The organism is uncultured Microbacterium sp., assembly GCF_964244775.1.
GTDB lineage: Bacteria > Actinomycetota > Actinomycetes > Actinomycetales > Microbacteriaceae > Microbacterium.
In genome coordinates this window covers 128,424-149,814 of the sequence record NZ_CAXTJR010000004.1, presented here as the reverse complement: position 1 = coordinate 149,814, position 21,391 = coordinate 128,424, and the positions used below count along the sequence as shown (strand labels likewise).

The window sequence follows — 21,391 nt, the reverse complement described above, 5'->3', positions numbered from 1 at the left end:
AGAGCAGGCCCGAGATGGTGCGCGCTCAGGCCGCGCGCTGCACCTGGAACAGATCGCGCCGATAGGCGGCGGGGCTGAATCCGCTGTGCTCGCGGAAGAGCTGACCGAAATGCGACGCGCTTTCAAAGCCCCACCGACGCGCGATCGTCGCGATGGGCTCCGCCGCCCGTGCAGGGTCGGCGAGGTCGCGTTCACACATGGCGAGTCGCCGTCGACGGATGTAGGTGGCCACCGTGTCGTCGGCGGTGAAGAGCTTGTAGAGCTGCCGCACGGAGATGTGCAGGGCCGCGGCGATCGTGGCGGGGGCGAGTTCGTGGTCGCCGAGGTTCGCATCGATGTATTCGACGATGCGAATCGCGCTCAGTGTGCCCGTGGCGTCGGAGCCGGCATCCTCGAGGCTCGACCGCACGAAAGTCGTGAACAGTTCGACGCTCGTGCGGGCAGCCTGGAGGCGGCTCGCAGGTGATCCTGCATCCAGCAGGGCTCCCGCGCGCTCCAGGTAGCCGCCCATCACCGGCGCGAGTCCGTCGGAGGGGAGTACCCTCGCCAGGAGTGGATCGATGCGGGAGCGCGGGACATCGACCAGGTCGACCGGTACGCGCAGCGAGAGCGCCCGGAAGTCGGGTCCGAACTCCAGCTCCGCGTGCCGATCCGTCGCATAGAGCGTCAATTCGCCGGGGTGCAGCTCTGCCGAACGCGAGTCCTGACTGACGGTTCCGGTGCCGGTCAACTGATAGCAGAGGATGTATGCCGGCCGATCGATCTCGGCTCGTCGCACCGATCGCGATCTGCTCGGGCTGGCCGTCACATCCGCGAAGCGCAGTCCCCACACGGCACGCAATCGCAGGTGGCCCTCGAAGGCGGGCGCGTCCACGCTCGACATCTCGATGTCCACGAGCAGCCGCGAAACAGCGTTCCGCCACTGCAGGGCGCCCGCGCCGGTGATCTCGGTGAGGTAGGGAGCGGGGGCGACGGCATCCATCGTCAGCTCGCCAGCAGATCGGCCAGAGCCGCGTCGATGAACGCGGTATCGGGCGCATGCGCGCCCACGCCCGCCGAATGACCCCACACCCCGGGAATCACGCGGAAGTCGCATCCGGGGATGAAGGCCGTCTCGATGATCTCGTCGTCGACGCAGAAGTACAGGTCCTGCTCGGCCGACAGCACCACCGAGCGGGCCGTGATGGCGCCCAGTGCCGCCTCGGTGCCGCCGTCGATGCCCGGCGTCATCCCGATGTCGGCGCTCTTCCATGTGGCGATCATCGACAGGATGTCGTTCGCGTCGCGGCCGGCGGTGAACATCTGCACCCAGAAGTCCGACACGAAGGCGTCGCGCGTGGCGAATCCGAGTTCGCGATAGAGATGCTGGCGGTAGAACGTCTGGCTGAACCCCCACCCTGCGTAGACGGTCCCGGCGGCCGCGAGACCCTTCAGCGGCTGCTCGCTGTACCGACCGTCGGCGAAGGCGCCGTCGGCCCGGATCGCTGCCGCGACGCCGTCGAGGAAGACGTGATTGTGTTCGCTGGTGCGCGCCGATCCGCAGAACGGCATGATCCGCTCGACGAGTTCGGGAAAGCTGACCGCCCATTGAAATGCCTGGCACGCCGCAAGAGACCAGCCGATCACCGCCTGCAGTCGGGCGATGCCCAACGATCGGACGAGCTCGCGCTGCGCCCTCACCTGATCGCGCACGGTGATGAGGGGAAAATCGGCCCCCGAATCGGTGGATACCGCGTTCGACGGCGAGGTCGAGAGGCCATTGCCCAGGATGTTCGGCACCACGATGAAGTACCGGAGCGGATCAAGGGGTCGACCCTGGCCGATGAGCCACTCATTGTCCGAGTGGGTGCCCATGAACCAGGTGGGGTACAGGATGGCGTTGCTCCCATCGGCGTCCAGAGTGCCGTGCGTCTGGAACACGATCCGCGCGTCGTGGAGCACGCGGCCGCTCTCCAGCTCGAAGTCGCCGAGGGTGAAGATCTGGGGATCAGCGGCGCTCACGGGCGGACCCTTTCTGAGGAGAGGGGAGACGGCCTCCGCGACGGCTCCAGCAGGTGCGATACCTCCGCCGCGAGGTGCAGCAGGGCGATGTCTGCATCCGGTGCGCCTTCGAGCGTGAGACCCACTGCGGGTTCCCCCGGCGCGGCGACGGGGATGCTGATCGACGGAGCGCCGATGACGCTGCCGGCCTCGGTGTGCCGCGTGAGCGTCGGAAAGACGGCGAGGTCGCCACGGGGCGAACGAACGACATCCTCGCCGAGGAGCGGCGGAAGCACGGGGGTCGTCGGGTAGACCAGCGCGTCGAGGCGCTCCCGTACGAACAACTCCGACATCCTCGCCCGCAGGCGCGCTCGCTCCGCGAGTGCGCGGCGGTACGTCTGTTCGGAGATCGGATTCTCCAGAAGTGCGGTCAGGAGCAGTCGCACATCCGGCGAGAGGATCCGCGAGACCAGCGTGTCGAGGTCGAGCCCGAGTCCCGATCCCGCGCTGCCGAGGAAGGCATCCAGGTCTGCGAGGGCTTCGACTCCCACGATCGAGAATCCATGCTCGTGCGCGCCGTCGACGACATCGTCGATCGACACGGGATGAAGCTCGACGTCCTGCGATCGCAGGGTCTCCAGCGCGCGGGCGACCGCCAGCTCAGTCTGGTCGTCGAGGTCGTAGAAGTAGCGATCCGGCACCCCTAGGCGAGTGACGCCGGCCGGGTTCGTCGGGACGGATTCTCGGCGAAGGATGCCGTCGATGACCTGCACGTCGTGCACCGTGTTCGCGAACACGCCGATTTCGTCGCGCGTCTGAGAGATATGGATGACGCCATCCGGTGAATAGCGTCGTGCACTGGGCCGATAGCCCACCACTCCGCACGCGGCGGCGGGGATGGTCATCGACCCGCCGGTGTCGGTGCCCAACGCGAACGGAACCACGCCCAGCGCGACGGCCACTGCGCTTCCTCCACTGGAACCGCCCGCTGAGCGGGTGGAATCGATGGGGTTGCGCACGGCGCCGTATGCGGCGTTGTTGGAGGTCACCCCGAGCGCGAGCTCGTGAAGGTTGGTCTTGCCAACTACCCACGCTCCCGCCTCTCGGAGGGCGGCCACGACGGGTGCATCGATGTTGGCGTGCCAGCTCGCCAGAGCGCGGCATCCCCCCGTCGTGGGCAGATCGACGGTGTAGATGTTGTCCTTGACCGCGAACGGGATGCCGGCGAGCGGGCCTGAGGCGGCTTCTTCGCGCGTGCCGGGGGCGACCGAGATGAACGCGCGGTGCGATTGCAACGAGCTGTTCGCCTGCTCGATGCTCGCGCGCTTCGGATGAGTCGGCTCGCCGTGATCCAGGCGGATGCGCCATGCGGCGAGGTCGAGCGGGGAGGCGGGCGACATGGTGACTCCGACGGGTAGGAGACTGGTTGTCGGAAGTATATACACAGTGTCAGATAAATAGATACAGTGTCTGAATTCCTGCGTGTATGGCACGATGGGAGCATCCGGCGACGAAGGGCATCATGTCGACACCAGAGCGCACCGACTCCGTGCGTCGAGAGCGCGGGAGGCCATCCCTCCGCGCGGAACAGAAAACCTTCGCCCGCACGAAGTTCGTGGAAGCGGCGGTGCGCACCTTCGAAGTGAAGGGGTTCTCCGGCGCCACAGTCGACGACATCGCGGCCGAGGCCGGTTCGAGCCGTGCCACGTTCTACGTGCATTTCAAGAACAAGGACGAAGTCGCGCACGCGGTGTTCGAGCTCATGGTGCCGCAGAGCGCCGAGGCGTTCGCCCAGCTCGATGAGGCGATCTCCACCCGTCTGCGAGCGAACGTGCGCGAGTGGGTTCGCATCGCGTGGGCCTGGTGGGACGACAATCGCGGCGCGGTGCTCGCGCTCGAGCAGATTCTCGCGACGGGCGGCTTCGGTCACGGCGGCCTCGACCAGGTGCAGTCGGACTCCATGCCCGAACTGCTGTCGCGCTGGGGCGCCGAGCGCCGAGAAGAAGTTCGCCTGCGCATCTACTTGCTCAGCACCATCATCACCCGCGCACATCGCGCGTGGCGGATCGACGGTCTCTTCGCGCAGCTCGTCGACGACGATGTGCTCGACACCATCACCGATCTGTTGATCTCCGGGCTGGAACTGCCCGTGCACTACCCCGACGGGTCTTGGGACCGCTGAGGGCTCGACTCTCAGCCGACGCGGCCGCCCTCATTAGGTCACGGTGGTGTGGGTCGCCGAAACGGCGGGCCGCACGGCGACCGGTGCGGGGACGATTCCGATGCGCGTCTGATCGCCGAAGGCCACGTGGTCGGTCGCGGGATGCTGGAGCCGCACGAGATGCCCGTCGTCCGTGCGCACCACGGTCCGGCGGAAGCTGCCGAGGAACGTACTCTCGTGCACGCTCGCTCCGATCCCGGGTTCTCCACGCTCGATGAAGCGGAGGTTCTCGGGACGCAGGAACACCTCCACGGCTCCGTCGTCCGCCGATCCCTGCACTGGCAGGCGCTGTCCCCACACCGTCGCGGTTCCGCCGCTGACGACGCCCGGCACGAGGCTGGACAGTCCGATGAACGCGGCCACGTCGGGAGTCGCCGGGCGCAGGTAGAGATCCTCCGGCGTTCCGATCTGCTGAATGGTGCCCGCGTTCATTACGGCGATGCGATCCGAGACTGCGAGCGCTTCTTCCTGGTCATGGGTTACGAACACCGTCGTGATACCGAGTCGCAGTTGGATGCGACGGATCTCGTCCCTCAGCTGCACGCGGACCTTCGCGTCGAGGGCCGAGAGCGGCTCGTCCAGGAGCAGTACCCGCGGCTCGGTGACGAGGGCGCGGGCCAGCGCCACCCGCTGCTGCTGCCCGCCCGACAGCTCGTGCGCGAATCGGTCGCCTAGATGCCCGAGCCCGACGAGTTCGAGGGCGTCGCCTGCGCGCCGCTTCGCCTCGGTCGGACGGATGCCCCGGCGCCGCAGCCCGAAGGCCGTATTCTCGAGCACGCGCAGATGCGGGAACAGCGAGTACGACTGGAAGACCATGCCGATGTCGCGCTTGTTCGTCGGCACTCGCGAGACGTCGCGTCCGCCGAGATACACGGCGCCCTCGTTCGCCTGCTCGAGGCCCGCGAGCACCCGCAGAGCGGTCGTCTTGCCGCACCCCGATGGGCCGAGGAGCGAGACGAACTCGCCCGGCGCGACATCCAGGTCCACCCCGTGCAGCACGCGATGCGAGCCGTAGTCCTTGACGACGCGGCGGAATTCCACGCGGGTTCCGTCACCGGCCCCGGCGAGCAGAAGGTTGTCGGCGGTGCGGGGAAGACTACGAGGAGTGGTCATGACGACTTCTTTCCGGAGGGGGCGCGACCGGCCCGTCCGATGACGAGGAGCAGGAGGAAGGCGAAGGCGAGCGCCATCAGGGTGAACATGGCGGCGGCATAGGCATCCACTTTGTTCACCACGACGAGTGCGGTCTGCAGTACCTGACGATTGAGCAGCGAGGCGATCGTGAATTCGCCGAGCACGACGGCGACCGAGATGAGGGATGCCGCGAGCAGCCCAGGTCGCAGGTTCGGTGCGAGCACCTTGACGACGACGGTGAACCAGCCGGACCCGAGCGAGCGGGCGGCCTCCGAGAGCGTGCGGACGTCGATCGCGTCGATGGATGCCTGGATCGAGCGGTACGCGAAGGGCAGCACCGTGATGCCGTAGGCGAACGCGAGGGTCCAGGCTCCCGTGCCTAGGGTGCGCCCGATCTGCTGGTAGATCGGGGCGAGACCGACGACCAACACGATCGCGGGAATCGTGATCGGCAGGAGCACCAGGAACTCGAACGGCCGGCGCAGGGTCGGGAATCGCAGCGCCACGAGGAGCATCGTTGGCGCGAGCAGGAACAGGACGATGAGCACCGTGATGATGGCCAGGATCAGCGAGTTGCCCAGCCCGGTCCAGATCGGCTTGTAGACGGATGCCTCGGCCGGATCGAACAGGCTCGCCCAGTGCACGAACGAATAGCCGCCGCCGTCGCGGTCCTGCAGTGTGAACAGGAGCGTTGAGACCAGAGGCAGCGCGAACAGGACGCCCACGACGATGCCGATGACCCAGCGCGTGACGCGCCCGGGAGCGAGCCCCTTCACGACTGCCACCGGGATGCGCGCCGCTGGATGAGCGAGTACGCCCACATCACCAGGGCGACCACGACGATCATGCCGAAGGCGAGCGAGCCCGCCAGGTTCTCACGACCGAGCAGAGTCTCGCTCGTCAGCGCGGTGCGAATCTGCAGCGGCACGATCTGCGAGCCCTGGCTCGCGAGGGCTGCGGCGGTCGCATACGACGAGAAGGCGTTCGCGAACAGCAGGAGCAGGCTCGCGAGGAAGGAGGGCATGAGAACGGGGATGCCGACATGTCGCCAGAATCCACCGGCGGTGCCGCCGAGAGTCAGGTTCGCCTCGGCCCACTGCGGCTTGAGCGCGGAGAGCGCGGGCATGAAGGTGATGACCATGAGCGGCACCTGGAAGTAGATGTAGGGGAGGATCAGTCCCGGCAGTTCGTAGATCCACGGCCCGTTGGCGAAGATATCGATGCCGAAGGCGTCCTGGAGGAACACGGTCACGAGCCCCTGCAGACCGATGGTCGCGATGAAGGCGAACGCGAGCATGACGCCGCCGAACTGTGCGAGGACGCCGGCCGCGGCATCCACCATGGTGCGGATCGCCCCGATCTCGGGCAGCCCCAGCAGGGCGTAGCACACGACCGCGCCGACGATTGCGCCGAGCACCGCGGTCAAGAGCGACAACCATGCGGAGTTCCAGAACGTGGTGACGATAACGGGGTCACCGAGGGCGACGATGTTCGCCAGCGTGAACGTGCCATCGCCGTCGAACAGCCCGGAGCCGATCGCGAGGATCGTCGGCAGCGCGAGGAACAGGACCACATACGCTGCGAAAGGGACGAAGCCGAGCCACGCCCATCCCACACGGACGGCACCGCGCCGTGCCGGAGCGCGCTGGCCCGTGGGGGCACTGCGTTCCGGCACGGCGGGGCTTGTCACACGGTCCAACGCGGACCCCGCGACGAGATCGGGCGATGTCACTGGATCGCCGCTGCCCACTCTTGGCCGAGCAGGTCGCCGGCGGTCTTGCTCTGCGCCTCGGTCGGCACGACGGTCTCTGCAGGGACCTTCGGGAGCGCGGCGGCCAGGGCGGCGTCGATCGTTCCGGCCGTGGTCATGGCCTCCATGCGCGCCGGTCGGGCGCCACCCTTGAGCCAGAGGTTCTGCACCTCGTCGCTGAAGAGGAACTCCTGCCACAGGCGAGCGGCAGCCGGGTGCGGGGCCTCCTTGTTGATCGCCTGGTTGTAGTAGCCCGCGTAGCCGGTTCCCGGAAGCACGACGACCTTCCAGTTCTTGTTGTCGGTGGCGTGTGACGCGTTCAGGTAATCCCAGTCGAACACGACGGGGGTCTCGCCACTGGCGACGGTCGCGGTGGTGACGTCGACCTTGAGCATGTTTCCCGCCTTGTTCAGGTCGGAGAAGAAGTCGATGCCGGGCTGGAAGTCATCCAGCGTGCCGTCGCTCTGCACGGTCGCCAGGCCCACGGCGGCGAACGCGGCGCCGGCCTGGGTCGGGTCGCCGTTGATGGCGACTGCCGACTTGTACGCGGGATCGAGCAGGTCGTCGAGGGCCGCCGGGGCATCGAACTTCGACGAGTCGTAGCCGATCGACATGTATCCGCCGTAGTCGCCCACGAACAGGCCCGTGGACTCCTTGAGCACATCCGGGATGTCGGCCCAGGTTGCGACCTGGTACGGCGCGAAGACCGCGGTGTTCTGCAGGGCGACAGTCAGACCGATGTCGAAGACATCGGGGGCGGTGTCCAGCCCCGAGTTCGTCTTGGCGGCCTGGATCTCTTCGGCGCTCGACACATCGGGAGACTGCTCGTCGATCGTGATCTCGGGGTACTTCTGGGCGAACAGGTCGAGGATCTCGCCGTAGTTCGCCCAGTCGCGAGGGAGGGCGATGACGTTGAGCGCACCTTCCGCCTTGGCAGCGGCCTCCAGGTCGGCCAGGGTGCCGAAGTCGGAGACGCTCGTGGCTGTCGCTGCGTCGACGGTGCCCGCGGCAAGGGTGGATGCTGCGCCGCTCGCGCAGCCTGTCAGGATGAATGCCGCGGTGGCGAACATTGCGATGCCCGCTCCGGCAAGCCGGACGGGACGGTGGTTGTGAGACATGTGCTGTTCCTCTCGGGTGACCCTTCGATGCGCGTTGAAGCACGTCGGAAGTTCGGGATGTGAGGAGGTTAGGAGCAGCGAGTAACGCGCTGTATCGGTTGGGTGAACAGTGTCTGAGCAGAAGATGTCGGGACTAAGCCCAGCCCCCCGACGGCACGGGATTCACGCGTGCGCGAGCTCAGTCGTTCACGATGCCCTCATCCCCCATTCACTTGCTCGAGGTGTTCCATCCCCGAGCACGGAGGGATTCGGCATCGTCGCCGGGCGGGGCCCACTCCGCCACCAGGACCCTCCCCTCCCGAGAGGCGCCACGATGACCCGACCCGCCCGAGTGCTCTCGCTCTACGAAGGCTTCTTGCCGGCGGCACGCGCATCCTCCACACCGATGTCAGCGCCAAGCTGCACGCGCGCGGCGACCAACGGCACAGGAGGAGCGCCCGATTGGGCGGCCCGATAGCTCGACTGGTGCAGGCCCGAATGACCGACCGCTACCTTAAGTCGCTTGATTCATCCACTCATCACTGAGAAGACCCGGTGAACGGCCGGTCACGGCGGTCTGGATTGCTGCTCCGGTCAGGAGGTCGAGCGGGGTGATCTTACGAATGAGTGAAGGTCAGCACGATCGCCGCCATCCCGAGGCCGACAGCGACCAAGCCGTTGATGCGCACCATCCAAGTCATCTGTGTGCGCGCACTTGTCGCGTCAGGCTCGTTGAGGGAGCCGAGTCGTCTTACGAGAAGGCGCGTGAGACGGTTACGGGCTAACAGGATGCTGATGCCGGTGATCACGAACAGAACGCCGATCCATGGCGCGGTGGCCCAGAACATGCCTCACCCGCCGCTGATCTGATTGAACGCGGTGACTGCATTTGCAATAGCGAACGCTCCCATGGCGATCGCCAATACTCCTACCGCGCCCACCGCGAAGACGGGATACGGGGCGCGTTGCATCATGCGACTGATCCCTCTTGGCAGCATCGCTTTCTGGCTGCGCATGGTGAGCGTCGTCAGAGGTCGCCGGTAGATGACAATGAGAATGCCCACCACGATGACGATGACACCAACGACCCCATTCGGGATGATCGTCGAGGAATCGACTGTCTCCACGCGCCACCAATCCCTGAGCCTTCGCCAAACACTACAAGCATCTCCGCTAGCCACTGCGAGCCCTCGCGTCCGCGAGAGCCGCGCGTGCCGCAGTCACGTCGAAGCTCACGCACACGCTCTGAGCTCGACAAGGTCGAGACTTCTCGACGCCACACACACTCTTGCGCGGAGGGTAGCCCGAGCGACTCGCTTGCATCCGACGGAGGACCGGCTTGCGGGCGAGCGGGCCGACGCGACCCGCTTTCACCGGCTGATTTGCGCCGGGCCCTACTCGGCGCATGTCGCATCGGTGCTCCTACTGCGCGTCAGGGGCCACCGAGTGCGGGAGCTCGTCGTCCTGAGAGGACAGCGCGGCCGAAGGGATGTCCTCCGACACCTTCTCGTCCACCACGACGTCTTCAGGCTTGCGCAGCCGGGGAGGGGCGGCGGACCAATCCTTGAGTCGCTGGCCCACCACGTCGTAGGTAACCAGGATCGCGTCCATCACTGAATCAATGAAGCCGGACCTGCCCGCCAGTCGCGCGCCACCCATCTTCCCGAGGTACGTGACGGCGAAGGACTTGATCTCCTTCGTGGGGTCGGCGACAAGCACGCCAGGATCCTCGCGCGCCGTCTTCAGAAGTTCTGCTGTTCCTCCTCGCTGGCGTGTGGCGAATGCTTCGACCCGAAGCGTCTCAGGTGCATCCTTCAACTGACGCAGAAGCCAGTTAATCCTCGTGGTCGGCCGGCCCTCCGCGGGAGCGCCGGTAGAGAACGAGCACGCTATCTGGGCCGCGCGGATATCGACAGTCACGGTAAGCGGCGACACCGCATTGGGAATGCGAATCGCGCCCGACATCTTGCCCTCGTTCACCAACATCTCCGTCACGGCCGCGATGCGCAACGCTGGGTCTGCCACCTCAGCCTTCGACAAGACCTGAGTGACGTCTGCGCCGAGTCGCTGACCCAGCTTGAGCGCGCCATAGCGAAGCAGCGCATCGAATCGGCCCGCGACCTGCGCCGCATCCTTGTCGCTTTTGCGAAGCGTTCCGCTCGAGACTGATTCGCGAAGCGGGACCCAGCTGGGACCCATGTCCGTGAACTCGACTGCGCCAGACTTCGGGTGTTCAAGGTACCGAATGAGTTCGCCCAGGATCCATGCCTGATCGGGGTCCGCGACGCCGCGAAACTCCTTTTGCATGACCGCCGCAGTGAGGACTTCCGTCCACGACATATGGTGCATCGGAACGTACTTCAACTTGCGCTTGTCGACGACCGTCGGATGGACTCCCGCTGCCGGGGAGATCTCGTTGGAGATCGTCAGCAGTGCATCGAAGTGGTGCCCTCGCGCGACATCGAGATAGTTCTCCAACTGTTCGCGCTGTAGTTCGTTGCTGCCAGTCTTCACCTCTACGAGCGCAGTCCACACCTTGCTCCCCCGCCTGACCCGGATCAGACCATCCGGAAAGACCTTCTTGTCGCCGAGCAGAAACGGCACTTCGATGAACGTCTCGAGCACCCCCGCCGGCGCACCCATGCGGCCGGTGAGGACGCGCCCATACTCCTTCACCGAACTCATCACCGCGAGCAGCGCGGACGTTGCTCGCCGCTCCTGCTCCTCAGCACCATTGATCCCTGACGTCGGAATCAGACGTGCAGCATTCCACGGGTTCTCTTCGGCCATTTCCATTCCGCCATTCGCGAGGTCTAACGGAAAGGTAGCGGCAACCTCGCTCCGCCCCTGGCATTTGAGACTGCAGCGCGTTGCCCACGTTTAGCTTGTGATCGTCAACAGAGCGGCTTTCGAGTCAGATCGATCGTCGTGTCGACGTGCCGACTCGGTGATTCAGAGTCTCGATGAGATTCGTTAGCCCGTCGGCGGTGAACTGCTTTGGCACAAGGCCATCTATCTCACGAATCGGGATGAAGGCGATTCTGCGGGGATCCTTGTACGCCGAGTACTCGAGGCTCGCGCCACTCACAGTTCGCGTTGGCCCGGCGACCTCACTCGCGCGGAAAACCAATGGCGGGTGGAACTGAGCAACCTGGCGAGGTTTCCGGCCGAGCCACATGGTGACCTGTTCATCGTCGACGACCAGAACAAGGTTCGCTGGGAGTCGCGGCACCTCTTCCAAGCGAAGAGCGTGGTACTCCAGCGCTGGACGCTCTGACTGATAGACGACGACGACAGTGACGACCGCACCTGGAAATTTGGCGCGAAGACGGCGCACCCCACCCACCATTCGGGCGCGAAAGTAGCCCACAATTCCACCGGCCATCACGATCGTGAGCAGTACGGCGATGAGAAGTGAAAACACCACCATCTCAGCGCGCAAGCCCTCGCTGGGCGCGTCCGCCTCCCTCAACTGCGAAACCACACGGACAACGAGCGCAACCGTAGCCAATACAGCGGCGAGAATCAGCGTGATCCAGGGAGCGGGCAATCTGCGCTTGTTCCCGTCAGTTCCCACAACGTTATCCTCCGTCAATCCGAGGTGAAGCCGGACACTCGTCGGCGACGCTTGAAACTGGTCAGTTTCGACGCTTCAACAGTGAACGATTGCGGGCACCACTTGCAAGTGCTATCGGCTCCATCTGAATCAGATGGCTGACGGCCACGGTGGTGGCGTCGCGTTCCCGGAGTCGCTTTCACCCCAGTCCGGCTTGATGTGACGTCGGATCGACTTCTGTTTCGGAGCACGACTGCCAGTTCGGTGAGCTGCGCGATAAGCAGGGCAAGCAGGATCACCACGATTCCGGCGAACTTCGCGCCCAGGTCGCCTGGCGGAGGGAAGATCAAGAACGCGCCCAGAGGCAGCAGGATTGCTGCGCGCTTCAGGTATCGAACCATGAATCGCGTTATCCATGACGCCACGCGGTAGATCAGCAGCGGATGCCCCGGTTAATTACGCGGAAACCCGTCGCGTGGACCGATCCCGTCAGGGCAGAACGTGCTCGGCTCCGGGCGAGCTGGTGAGTATGTCCACGGCGTCGTGCACGCTGGACCGTGAACGCATCTGGGCGCCGAGCTGCGCGGCCGCAGCTGAGTACGCGGGGTTGCTGAGCAACTCGATGATCGCGGCATGAATCTGCGCCGCTGACGCGCGTTTCGGCAGGTTGAGGCCGAGCCCGTGTGACGTGATCATCCGTGCCACCGCCGGCTGGTCGAAAGAGGGATTGGTGGGAATGATGAGCAGAGGGATGCCGTGAGCCAGCGCCAGCATCGTGGTGGCATGTCCCCCGTGACCGACGACCAGCGAGGCTCGTGACATGACGTCGGCATGCGGAAGGAACGCGTGGACGAGGGTGTTCTCGGACGCACGCAGTGCGAGCGTGTCGATCGCCGGTCCTGTGGTGACCACCGCCTGGACGTCGAGGGGAGCGAGCGTATCGATGACTCGCTGAAGGAGATCGACCTGCCCGGCGACGAACGTGGTGCTGAGGCTCACGAGGACTGTCGGAGGGGTGGACGCGTGAGCTGCAGCGACGATGGGCGGAAGGATCGGACCGGTGTAGCGGATGGATGACGGCAAGCGGCCGGATCCCGGGTCGAGGCTCGCTTCGGTTGCAACTACCTCGGCTTCCGCGGCCGCATAGAGCTCACGCGGCCGGAAGCCCCTGAGCCGCATGATCATCCCGAGGGGACCGCTGACCAGCGCCCCGAACATCACCGATCGCAGGGTGTGGATCAGAATCGTGTATGGGATGTCGGCGCGGTCGAGAGACCCCAGCACCCCGATCAGCAGACCGTCGACGACGACCCGGTCGGCCGGCCGGCGCCGGAGCGAGTCGATGACATCCCGTCCCATGCCGCGGTCGGAGAAGACGGCGGCATATTCGAGATCGGCGCGCAGACCGGCCTTCGGCGCGAGCACGGACCAGCGCTTCGCCTGCCGATATTCCTCGAAGTCGAGGCCTGCCTCCTCGATCGCGGCCCGTTGCGCCGGATGGCCGATCACTCGCGCGGAGTCTCCGCGCCGCACGACCTCGCGAGCCATCAGAACGATCGGCGGCACGTTTCCCCCGCCATCCCAGGTCACGAAAAGTACAGTTTTCACAGCACGCCCCCTTGATGTGATGCGAGCACCCCTGCCGCCAGCGCTCGCATCGACGCCTCGGTGACCGCGCGACTTCGGCCGAAGTCGCGGCGCAGCAGCTTCCACGTATAGACGTCCGTCGCGACCACGAGGAGGTCGGCGCGCTCATCACTGCTCTCGGCCGCCGCGGCAAGATCAGACGCGAAGACGGTCTTCACCCACGCCCTATGGATGTCGCGCGCACGCCCCACCGCACGGGCGATCCGAGCATCCGTCTGCTCCTGCCCGAGGAGGCGCACCACCCAATCACCGCGATGCTCGTAGTGATCGACGATCGTCGAGATCGCGGCATCCAGATCACCGACCGGCGCCACCCGCTCCTCGATGATCTCGTTCTCGGCGAACTCCGACACCGCATCGAACAGACCGTCCCTGCTCCCGAAGTGCCGAAGCACGGTCTTCACCGTCACCCCGGAACGATCGCTCACATCCGCCAGGACGATCTCGAGACTGGACTTCTCACCCAACAGCTCGAGGGTCGCGCCCAAGACCGCAGACCGCGTCTGCTCAGCGGAAACGTTCCGATTGGTCATCGAATACCTACGAGAATTCATGTCCATTGAAACTAACCTGAATTCGTCATCGCAACAAGGTCGCTCGCGCACGGAAGGGAGTGCTCGATACTCCTTCTTTGCTCATCGATAAATTCGACGCAACTTATCCACTGGATCCGTCCGAGGAAGCGGGATTCCTCAACCTAGCCTGGAGTCACGTTCGCACCAGGAAGGGCCCGCTGACTTGACCGCATCCGCACGCGCCAGCCAGATCGTCCCGGTCCTGCGGCCGGGCGCTCGCGCGGCCTACTTCGTCTCCGACAGCACCGGCATCACGGCGGAGACTCTTGGCAGCGCCTTGATCGCGAACTTTCCCGGCGTGGTGTTCCAGCGTCACACGATCCCGTTCGTCGACACGGTTGCCGGTGCGCGCAACGTGGTCGGCGACATCCGGGCGGCGGCCGCCGACGGCATCGAGCCGATCGTGTTCGCGACCGTCAAGTCGGACGAGATCCTCGGCGAGTTGACCAGCTCGGGCGCCGTGGTGATCGACCTGCTCGGCGGTCATCTCCGCGAACTCGAGGCGGCGCTGGGCAGTACCGCATCCGAGCAGCTGGGTCAGTACCACGGCGTGGGCGACATCGAGCGGTACTTCGCGCGGATGCGGGCGGTCGAGTACGCGATCGAGCACGACGACGGGCAGAGCATGCGGGCGCTCGACATCGCGGACGTGATCATCGTCGCGCCATCGCGGTGCGGCAAGACGCCGACGACGATGTACCTCGCGCTCCAGTACGGACTGCTGGTGGCGAACTATCCGCTCACCGACGACGACTTCCCCTCCGACGGGCTGCCCCGCACGGTCGCGGGTTACGTCGACAAGTGCTTCGGGCTCACGACCACCCCCCTGCGCCTCAGCCAGGTGCGGCACGAGCGACGCCCGAACTCGACCTACTCCAGCCTCGCGCAATGCACCCTCGAACTCCGGCGGGCAGAAGACCTGTACCGCCGGAACCGCGTGCCGTTCCTCAACTCCTCCACGAAATCCGTGGAAGAGATGTCGGCCGTGATCATGCAGTCCATGCGACTGCGCAGTTGAACCCCCGATCCGTACCGCCCACGACGCACTCACCCTTCAGGAGACCCACATGACGAACATCCTCTGGTTCACGGAGATCGGCATGGCCGATGTCGCCCAGGTCGGCGGCAAGAACGCTTCGCTCGGCGAGATGGTGAGCAATCTGTCGGATGCCGGGGTGAGCGTTCCCGGCGGCTTCGCCACCACTGCCGATGCGTACCGCGAGTTCCTCGCGGCGAACGGTCTCTACGCCCGGATCCGCGCGACTGTCGAGGCGCTCGACGTGACCGACGTCGCGGAGCTCGCCCGCGTCGGGGCCAACGTGCGCGAATGGATCGAGCAGCAGCCTCTGCCGGCGTCGTTCGAGTCCGACATCCGCGCCGCCTACGCGTCGATGGTGGCCAGCGACCCGCAACCCGAATGGGTGTCGTGGGCGGTGCGGTCGAGCGCGACGGCGGAAGACCTCCCCGACGCGTCGTTCGCCGGCCAGCAGGAGACGTTCCTGAACATCAGCGGGATCGAGAACGTCCTCTCGGCGATCCGCAGCGTCTTCGCCTCGCTGTACAACGACCGGGCGATCGCCTACCGCGTGCATCACGGGTTCGATCACCACGACGTCGCGCTGTCCGCAGGCGTTCAGCGGATGGTGCGATCGGATGTCGGAGCCTCCGGCGTCCTCTTCACGGTCGACACCGAGTCGGGTTTCGACCGGGCGGTCTTCATCACCAGCTCCTACGGTCTCGGCGAAGCCGTCGTGCAGGGTGCAGTGAATCCGGACGAGTTCTACGTGTACAAGCCCGCCCTCCGTCAGGGACGCCCCGCGATCGTGAAGCGGTCGGTCGGCGAGAAGGCCGTCAAGATGGTGTACGCCAGCGGCCGCTATGTCGGGGGGAGCACGGTGTTCACCGACGTGGCGCTCTCCGATCGGGCGCAGTTCAGCATCACCGACGCCGAGGTCGAAGAGCTCGGCCGCCAGGCCCTCGTCATCGAGGACCACTACGGCCGCCCGATGGACATCGAGTGGGGTAAGGACGGCGTCGACGGGAAGCTGTACATCCTCCAGGCTCGGCCTGAGACGGTTGTCTCACGTGCGGACGGCAACGTCACGCGCCGGTTCGTGCTGGAGGAGCTGGGTACGGCGATAACGATAGGGCGGGCGATCGGTCAGAAGATCGGGGCGGGGCCGGTGAGGGTGATGAGCTCCCTCGCGCAGATGGGTCAGTTCCGCCAGGGCGACGTCCTCGTCGCGGACATGACGGATCCCGATTGGGAGCCGATCATGAAACTCGCATCGGCCATCGTCACCAACCGGGGCGGCCGCACCTGTCATGCCGCGATCATCGCGCGCGAGCTCGGTATTCCCGCCGTGGTCGGCACCGGCGACGCGACCAGCATCCTCGCGAACGGCCGCGATGTCACCGTGTCGTGTGCGGAAGGCGATAACGGGTTCGTCTACGAGGGCATCCTCCGATTCGACGAGGTGATTACGAAGCTCGACGAGATGCCCGAGTCGCCGACGAAGATCATGCTCAACGTCGGCACGCCCGACCAGGCGTTCGCGTTCTCGAAGCTTCCGAACAAGGGCGTCGGGCTCGCGCGCCTCGAGTTCGTGATCAACCGGCAGATCGGCATCCACCCGCGTGCGCTGCTCGACTTCGACACTCTCGAGCCGGTGCTGAAGGCCGAGATCGCCGAGCGGATCGCCGCGTACCCCTCGCCCCGCGACTACTTCGTGCAGCGGGTGGCAGAGGGCGTGTCGATGCTCGGTGCAGCGTTCGCGCCGGAGAAGGTGATCGTGCGCCTGTCGGACTTCAAGTCGAACGAGTACGCGAACCTCATCGGCGGCAAGCTGTACGAGCCGCACGAGGAGAACCCCATGATCGGCTACCGGGGCGCCTCGCGATACATCTCGAAGGACTTCCGGGAGTGCTTCGACATGGAATGCGAGGCGCTGAAGTTCGTGCGCGACGAGATGGGGCTCACGAACGTCGAGATCATGGTGCCCTTCGTCCGCACGGTAGGTGAGGCGCACGCAGTCATCGAGCTCCTTGCCGAGAACGGCCTGCGCCGCGGCGAGAACGGACTGCGCGTCATCATGATGTGCGAACTGCCCTCCAACGCCGTGCTCGCCGACGAGTTCCTCGAATACTTCGACGGATTCTCGATCGGCTCCAACGACATGACCCAGCTCACCCTCGGCCTCGACCGTGACTCCGGCCTGGTCGCCGCGACCTTCGACGAACGCGACCCGGCCGTATTGAAGATGCTGTCGATGGCGATCGACGCCGCGCGGCGTGCGGGCAAGTACATCGGCATCTGCGGCCAGGGCCCCAGCGACCACCCCGACCTCGCCGAATGGCTTGTCGAGCAAGGCATCGAATCCATGTCGCTCAACCCTGACACCGTCGTGGAGACCTGGCTGCGGCTCGCCCGGCGAACTACTGAGCCCGTATCCGCGTAGACGGCTCGCGGCGCCTGAGCCCTTCGCTGATGGAATGGACGCGACGGCGGGAGTCGAACCCGCAACGCTCCCGGGTATGAACCGGAGCCCGGGACCGCCCGGATCGCCGCGATGGTTTGACGGTAGCCCGCGGCGATACATTCCGCACCGCTGTTTCGGCGCATTTCACCGCACGACGGGGTGTGACGCGCGTCGTCGGCGTCGATTCGTCACGCCCGCGCTACCCACCGTGCGACGGGTGTGGCTAGAGTGACGCGCGAGACCATGAACGCGGGGGGTTGCATTGATGAGCGTCATTCAGACGACGACGGAGGTGCCGCGGGCAGAAAGCCCGTCGGCGAAAGCGCCGAAGAAGCGACGTCGCGGGGGGCTGAGCATCCAATCGAAGCTGCTGATCATGCTGCTCTCGGTGAGCCTCATCTCGTCGGTGATCGTCGGCGTGATCGGCTACGTCAACGGCCGCGAATCGCTGCAGGCGTCAGCGATCGATCAGCTCACCACCATCCGCGAGCTGCGCGTCGGCGAACTCGAGTCGGTGATGAAGGGCATTCAGGACGGTGTCGCCCTGGACTCGCGCAATCTCAGCGCGCAGACCGCATCCAAGGCGATCAACGCCGGGTGGGACGATCTGCAGAGTCGCCAGCTGACCGCTGAGGAGCAGGCGAAGCTCGACTCCTATTACTCCGACAAGTTCAACCCCGAGCTCGAAGCGCGGACGGGCAACACCTACAGCCCGACCGCCTTCATCCCCTCGTCGAACGCCGGCAAGTGGGCGCAGTACCACTTCACGACGCAGGTCACGGATTTCGATCAGGCGCTGACCGTCAACGACGGCAACGACGGCACCCCCTACTCCCAGGCGACGGGGCAGTACGGCGACTATCTGACGCGACTCGTCGGCCAGGTCGGGTACGACGACCTCCTGCTGCTCAATCTGCAGGGGGATGTCGTCTTTTCCGCCTACAAGGGCATCGACCTCGGGACGAACCTCAACGACGGGCCGTTCCGCGACTCGGCGCTGGCGGACGCGTATCGCGAGGCGATCGCGACCAACAGCACCTCGACCGTCGTCACGACCGATTTCGAGCGCTACATCCCGTCGCTCAACGCTCCCGCACTGTGGGTGCTGTCTCCGGTCGGAAATGACACGACCATCACCGGGGTGCTCGCCGCACAGATTCCGATCGCGAAGATCAATGCCGTGATGACCGGCGGCGAGCGATGGAAAGAGCAGGGACTCGGAGACACAGGTGAGGTGTACCTCGTCGGACCCGATCATCTGATGCGCAGCATTTCCAGGACCCTCGTCGAAGACCCGGAGGACTACGAGAAGCGCGCCGTTGCGAACGGCACACCGCCTGACGTGGCCGCGCGGGTCGTCCAGGTCAACGGCACCGTGCTGCTGCAACCGATCAACACGGTCTCGGTCGAGAACGCGTTGAAGGGCGAGACGGGCACCTCGATATCCACCGGCTATCTCGGCGACGAGAACATCACCGCGTACAGTCCGGTCGACATCGACGGCTTGAATTGGGTGGCGGTCGCCCGCATCGATACGGCGGAGGCCTTTGAGCCGGTCGCGGACTTCACCCGCACGCTGCTGCTTTCGCTGCTGGCGATCGTGCTTGCGGTGAGCCTGCTCTCGCTCCTGCTCGCCCAGGTGTTCACCCGCCCGATCAAGAAGCTCGTGGATGCTGTGCGCCGCGTCGCGGGCGGAGATCTGGCCGTGCAGGTGCCGAGCGGGTCGCGCGACGAGATCGGCGACCTCGGTCTGGCGTTCAACGACATGGCGTCGAGCCTGCGCATCAAACAGGACCTCATCGACGAGCAGCAGATCGAGAACGAGAAGCTCATGCACACCCTCATGCCCGAGACGGTCGCCGACCGCTACCGCAGCGGCGAGGAGACGATCTCGGAGGAGCATGACAACGTTTCGGTGGTCTTCGCCGAGCTCGTCGGGTTCGACGAGCACTCGCGTGACCTGACCGGCGAGCAGGAGACGGTGCAGCTGAACACCCTCATGCGCGGGTTCGACGAAGCGGCGACCAGGGCGGGCGTCGAAAAGGTGCGCGCCCTGCGCGGCGGGTATCTCGCCTCATCCGGCCTGATCATCCCGCGCGTCGACAATGTGCGGCGCGCGGTCGACTTCGCAAAAGAGATGCGCGCCGTCGTCGAACGCTTCAACGCACAGCACAACGCCGAGATCGATCTGCGGGCAGGAGTCGACACCGGCACGGTGACTAGCGGCCTGGTGGCTCGGACGAGTCTCGCGTACGACCTGTGGGGGGATGCTGTCAGCCTCGCCTACCGGGTGCGCAGCGTGACCGGTGAGCCCGGCATCTACGTCAGCGATTCGGTGCGCGAGCGGCTGCAGGACTCCACCGTCTTCACGGAGGCGGGCACGGTCGAGTTGCAGGGCAAGACGCAGACGGTGTGGAGGGTGGCTTAGCCATGTCAGGTCTGTCGGACACCTGGGTCACCTGGGCGATCATCATCGGCATCGGGGTACCGGTGCTGCTGGTCGTCCTCACCGAGATCCTCGGAGCACTCACCCGCCGCGGCAACCCCGCCGCCGGTCCGGTCAAGCTGCTGCGCAACTGGGTCGTGCCGGTCGGAGCCCTCTTCGCTCTCCTCGTGTTCGCTCTGCAGTCACCGGCCGACATGGTCTGGACGCGTGTCGTGGCGACGATCCTCGGGTTCCTCGTCATCCTGCTCATCCTGTCGGCGTTCAACGTCGCGCTGTTCGCCAATGCCAAGGCGGGGTCGTGGCGGGATCGGATCCCGTCGATCTTCGTCGAGATCGCCCGACTCGTCCTGGTGGTGGTCGGCCTCGCATTGCTGTTCTCGTGGGTGTGGGATGCCGATGTCGGGGGCCTCATCACGGCGCTCGGCGTGACATCCATCGTGATCGGTCTCGCGCTGCAGAACGCGGTCGGCGGCGTGATCTCGGGGCTCCTGCTGCTCTTCGAGCAGCCATTCAAGATCGGCGATTGGCTCGAGGTCGGGAGCGTGAAAGGCCGCGTCGTCGAGGTGAACTGGCGCGCGTGCCACATCGACACCGGCTCCGGCATCCAGATCGTGCCCAACTCGACGCTGTCCGCCGCCTCGTTCACGAATATGAGTCAGCCCACCGGCCCGTTCTACGCCGAGACGGCGGTGAAGTTCACCACCGATGACCCGCCGCACGAGGTGATCACGCTGCTCGTCGAGGTCGCCGATTCGCTCCCCATGCGCATCCCCGGCGAGCGGGCCTCGGCCGAATACGGCGGTTCGGGCGCGTACACCGTGACGCTGCCGATCGCCGGGCCCTCCGAGCTGCAGCGGGCGTTGAGCCTGTACCTGGCATGGCTCTGGTACGCGGCGCGTCGCAGGGGCCTGGCCCTCGACGGGGATTCGACCGACCCGATCGCCGAGCCGGGCCGGCTAGAAGAGGCGCTGGATGCTGTCGGTCCGACGCTCCACCTGGGCGAGGCCGATCGCGCCATGGTGCTCGCGAGCTCGCATCTCGAGCGTTACGGTGCGGGCGAGATCGTCATGCCCACCGGCGTCATCCCCAGCGAGATCCGCTTCATCGTGCAGGGCCATGTGCGACTGGCCGTCGAGGCCGGCGGCGGCAGGATCGAGTTCGCGACCGCTGAGCCCGGCGACTACATCGGCCAGACGGCGCTCACGCGCGAGCGCACGCTGACCACCGCGGTGGCCGCCGAGGTCCTCACCGTGCTCGCCGTCCCGCTCGCTACGGTCGACCAGCTCGTCCGCTCTCGACCGCGGCTGGCCGCCGAGATCGGCGAGTCGATCGAGCTCAAGCGCAAGCTCGCCGCACAGGCGCTCGCGGAAGCCGGGATCGTGCGGGCGACTCTGCGGGGCTGAGCGCAGCATCCCGTCGCGTCTGCGCAATTTGGCGCATTGCTGGCAATTCCGTTTGCAGGCGCTGGGAAGCTCCTATGCAACCCTATTGACGATCGATGAAAGT

The 21,391-nt window shown here is 65.9% G+C and carries 18 protein-coding genes and 1 tRNA gene; 5 read left to right on the top strand and 14 right to left on the bottom strand.

Annotation, left to right across the window (positions count from 1 at the left end):
- Positions 1–25 precede the first annotated feature (25 nt).
- From ACFE6Z_RS09300 to ACFE6Z_RS09290, 3 genes are read right to left on the bottom strand one after another with little or no spacing between them, the layout of a single operon-like run.
- A complete protein-coding gene (locus ACFE6Z_RS09300; protein ID WP_375385455.1) occupies positions 26–982 on the bottom strand; it encodes a helix-turn-helix domain-containing protein in 957 nt (318 codons plus the stop codon).
- Positions 983–984: 2 nt separating this feature from the next.
- Positions 985–2,001 (bottom strand): alpha/beta fold hydrolase, encoded by a 1,017-nt coding sequence (locus ACFE6Z_RS09295; protein WP_375385454.1) that lies wholly within the window; start codon positions 1,999–2,001, stop codon positions 985–987.
- Positions 1,998–3,380, bottom strand: a complete 1,383-nt coding sequence (locus tag ACFE6Z_RS09290; protein ID WP_375385453.1) for an amidase family protein — start codon at positions 3,378–3,380, stop codon at positions 1,998–2,000. The genes ACFE6Z_RS09295 and ACFE6Z_RS09290 overlap by 4 nt, the downstream gene beginning before the upstream one ends.
- Positions 3,381–3,466: 86 nt before the next feature.
- Here ACFE6Z_RS09290 and ACFE6Z_RS09285 point away from each other — a divergent pair, with 86 nt between their 5' ends.
- Positions 3,467–4,162, top strand: coding sequence for a TetR/AcrR family transcriptional regulator (locus ACFE6Z_RS09285; RefSeq protein ID WP_375385452.1), 696 nt, complete (start codon positions 3,467–3,469; stop codon positions 4,160–4,162).
- A gap of 33 nt (positions 4,163–4,195) precedes the next feature.
- On the opposite strand, the gene ACFE6Z_RS09280 is transcribed toward ACFE6Z_RS09285, so the two are convergent.
- The 10 genes from ACFE6Z_RS09280 to ACFE6Z_RS09235 all read right to left on the bottom strand — a co-directional run bounded on the left by ACFE6Z_RS09280 (position 4,196) and on the right by ACFE6Z_RS09235 (position 13,918).
- The gene (locus tag ACFE6Z_RS09280) at positions 4,196–5,314 is read right to left on the bottom strand and encodes an ABC transporter ATP-binding protein (protein ID WP_375385451.1); all 1,119 of its coding nucleotides are present in this window, start codon (positions 5,312–5,314) and stop codon (positions 4,196–4,198) included.
- Positions 5,311–6,120 carry an ABC transporter permease gene (locus ACFE6Z_RS09275; RefSeq protein WP_375385450.1) on the bottom strand — a complete coding sequence of 270 codons (810 nt, stop codon included), beginning with the start codon at positions 6,118–6,120 and terminating at the stop codon, positions 5,311–5,313. The genes ACFE6Z_RS09280 and ACFE6Z_RS09275 overlap by 4 nt, the downstream gene beginning before the upstream one ends.
- Positions 6,108–7,010: an ABC transporter permease gene (locus tag ACFE6Z_RS09270; protein ID WP_375385449.1), complete on the bottom strand. Its 903-nt coding sequence runs from the start codon at positions 7,008–7,010 to the stop codon at positions 6,108–6,110. Before ACFE6Z_RS09270 ends, ACFE6Z_RS09275 begins: the two co-directional genes overlap by 13 nt.
- A 53-nt stretch (positions 7,011–7,063) precedes the next feature.
- Complete coding sequence (locus tag ACFE6Z_RS09265) at positions 7,064–8,203, bottom strand: ABC transporter substrate-binding protein (RefSeq protein WP_375385448.1); 1,140 nt, start codon at positions 8,201–8,203, stop codon at positions 7,064–7,066.
- A gap of 596 nt (positions 8,204–8,799) precedes the next feature.
- Entirely contained in the window at positions 8,800–9,030 is a 231-nt protein-coding gene (locus tag ACFE6Z_RS09260; RefSeq protein ID WP_375385447.1) for a hypothetical protein, read from the bottom strand.
- Positions 9,031–9,033: 3 nt separating this feature from the next.
- On the bottom strand, positions 9,034–9,309 hold the full coding sequence (locus tag ACFE6Z_RS09255) for a hypothetical protein (protein WP_375385446.1): 276 nt from the start codon (positions 9,307–9,309) through the stop codon (positions 9,034–9,036).
- 295 nt (positions 9,310–9,604) lie between these two features.
- Entirely contained in the window at positions 9,605–10,972 is a 1,368-nt protein-coding gene (locus ACFE6Z_RS09250) for a hypothetical protein (protein ID WP_375385445.1), read from the bottom strand.
- 124 nt (positions 10,973–11,096) lie between these two features.
- Positions 11,097–11,759: a hypothetical protein gene (locus ACFE6Z_RS09245; protein ID WP_375385444.1), complete on the bottom strand. Its 663-nt coding sequence runs from the start codon at positions 11,757–11,759 to the stop codon at positions 11,097–11,099.
- 468 nt (positions 11,760–12,227) lie between these two features.
- Positions 12,228–13,346 (bottom strand): glycosyltransferase, encoded by a 1,119-nt coding sequence (locus ACFE6Z_RS09240; RefSeq protein WP_375385443.1) that lies wholly within the window; start codon positions 13,344–13,346, stop codon positions 12,228–12,230.
- The gene (locus ACFE6Z_RS09235) at positions 13,343–13,918 is read right to left on the bottom strand and encodes a TetR/AcrR family transcriptional regulator (protein WP_375385442.1); all 576 of its coding nucleotides are present in this window, start codon (positions 13,916–13,918) and stop codon (positions 13,343–13,345) included. Before ACFE6Z_RS09235 ends, ACFE6Z_RS09240 begins: the two co-directional genes overlap by 4 nt.
- 205 nt (positions 13,919–14,123) lie before the next feature.
- Here ACFE6Z_RS09235 and ACFE6Z_RS09230 point away from each other — a divergent pair, with 205 nt between their 5' ends.
- The gene (locus tag ACFE6Z_RS09230) at positions 14,124–14,978 is read left to right on the top strand and encodes a pyruvate, water dikinase regulatory protein (RefSeq protein ID WP_375385441.1); all 855 of its coding nucleotides are present in this window, start codon (positions 14,124–14,126) and stop codon (positions 14,976–14,978) included.
- Between the two features lie 49 nt (positions 14,979–15,027).
- Positions 15,028–17,418 (top strand): phosphoenolpyruvate synthase, encoded by a 2,391-nt coding sequence (gene ppsA, locus ACFE6Z_RS09225; RefSeq protein ID WP_375385440.1) that lies wholly within the window; start codon positions 15,028–15,030, stop codon positions 17,416–17,418.
- Between the two features lie 35 nt (positions 17,419–17,453).
- On the opposite strand, the gene ACFE6Z_RS09220 is transcribed toward ppsA, so the two are convergent.
- Positions 17,454–17,529 (bottom strand) — tRNA-Met (locus ACFE6Z_RS09220).
- A 175-nt stretch (positions 17,530–17,704) separates the two neighbouring features.
- On the opposite strand from ACFE6Z_RS09220, the gene ACFE6Z_RS09215 reads away from it, so the two are divergent.
- On the top strand, positions 17,705–19,867 hold the full coding sequence (locus tag ACFE6Z_RS09215) for an adenylate/guanylate cyclase domain-containing protein (protein WP_375385439.1): 2,163 nt from the start codon (positions 17,705–17,707) through the stop codon (positions 19,865–19,867).
- A gap of 2 nt (positions 19,868–19,869) precedes the next feature.
- Complete coding sequence (locus ACFE6Z_RS09210) at positions 19,870–21,288, top strand: mechanosensitive ion channel domain-containing protein (RefSeq protein WP_375385438.1); 1,419 nt, start codon at positions 19,870–19,872, stop codon at positions 21,286–21,288.
- The last annotated feature ends 103 nt before the right edge of the window (positions 21,289–21,391 follow it).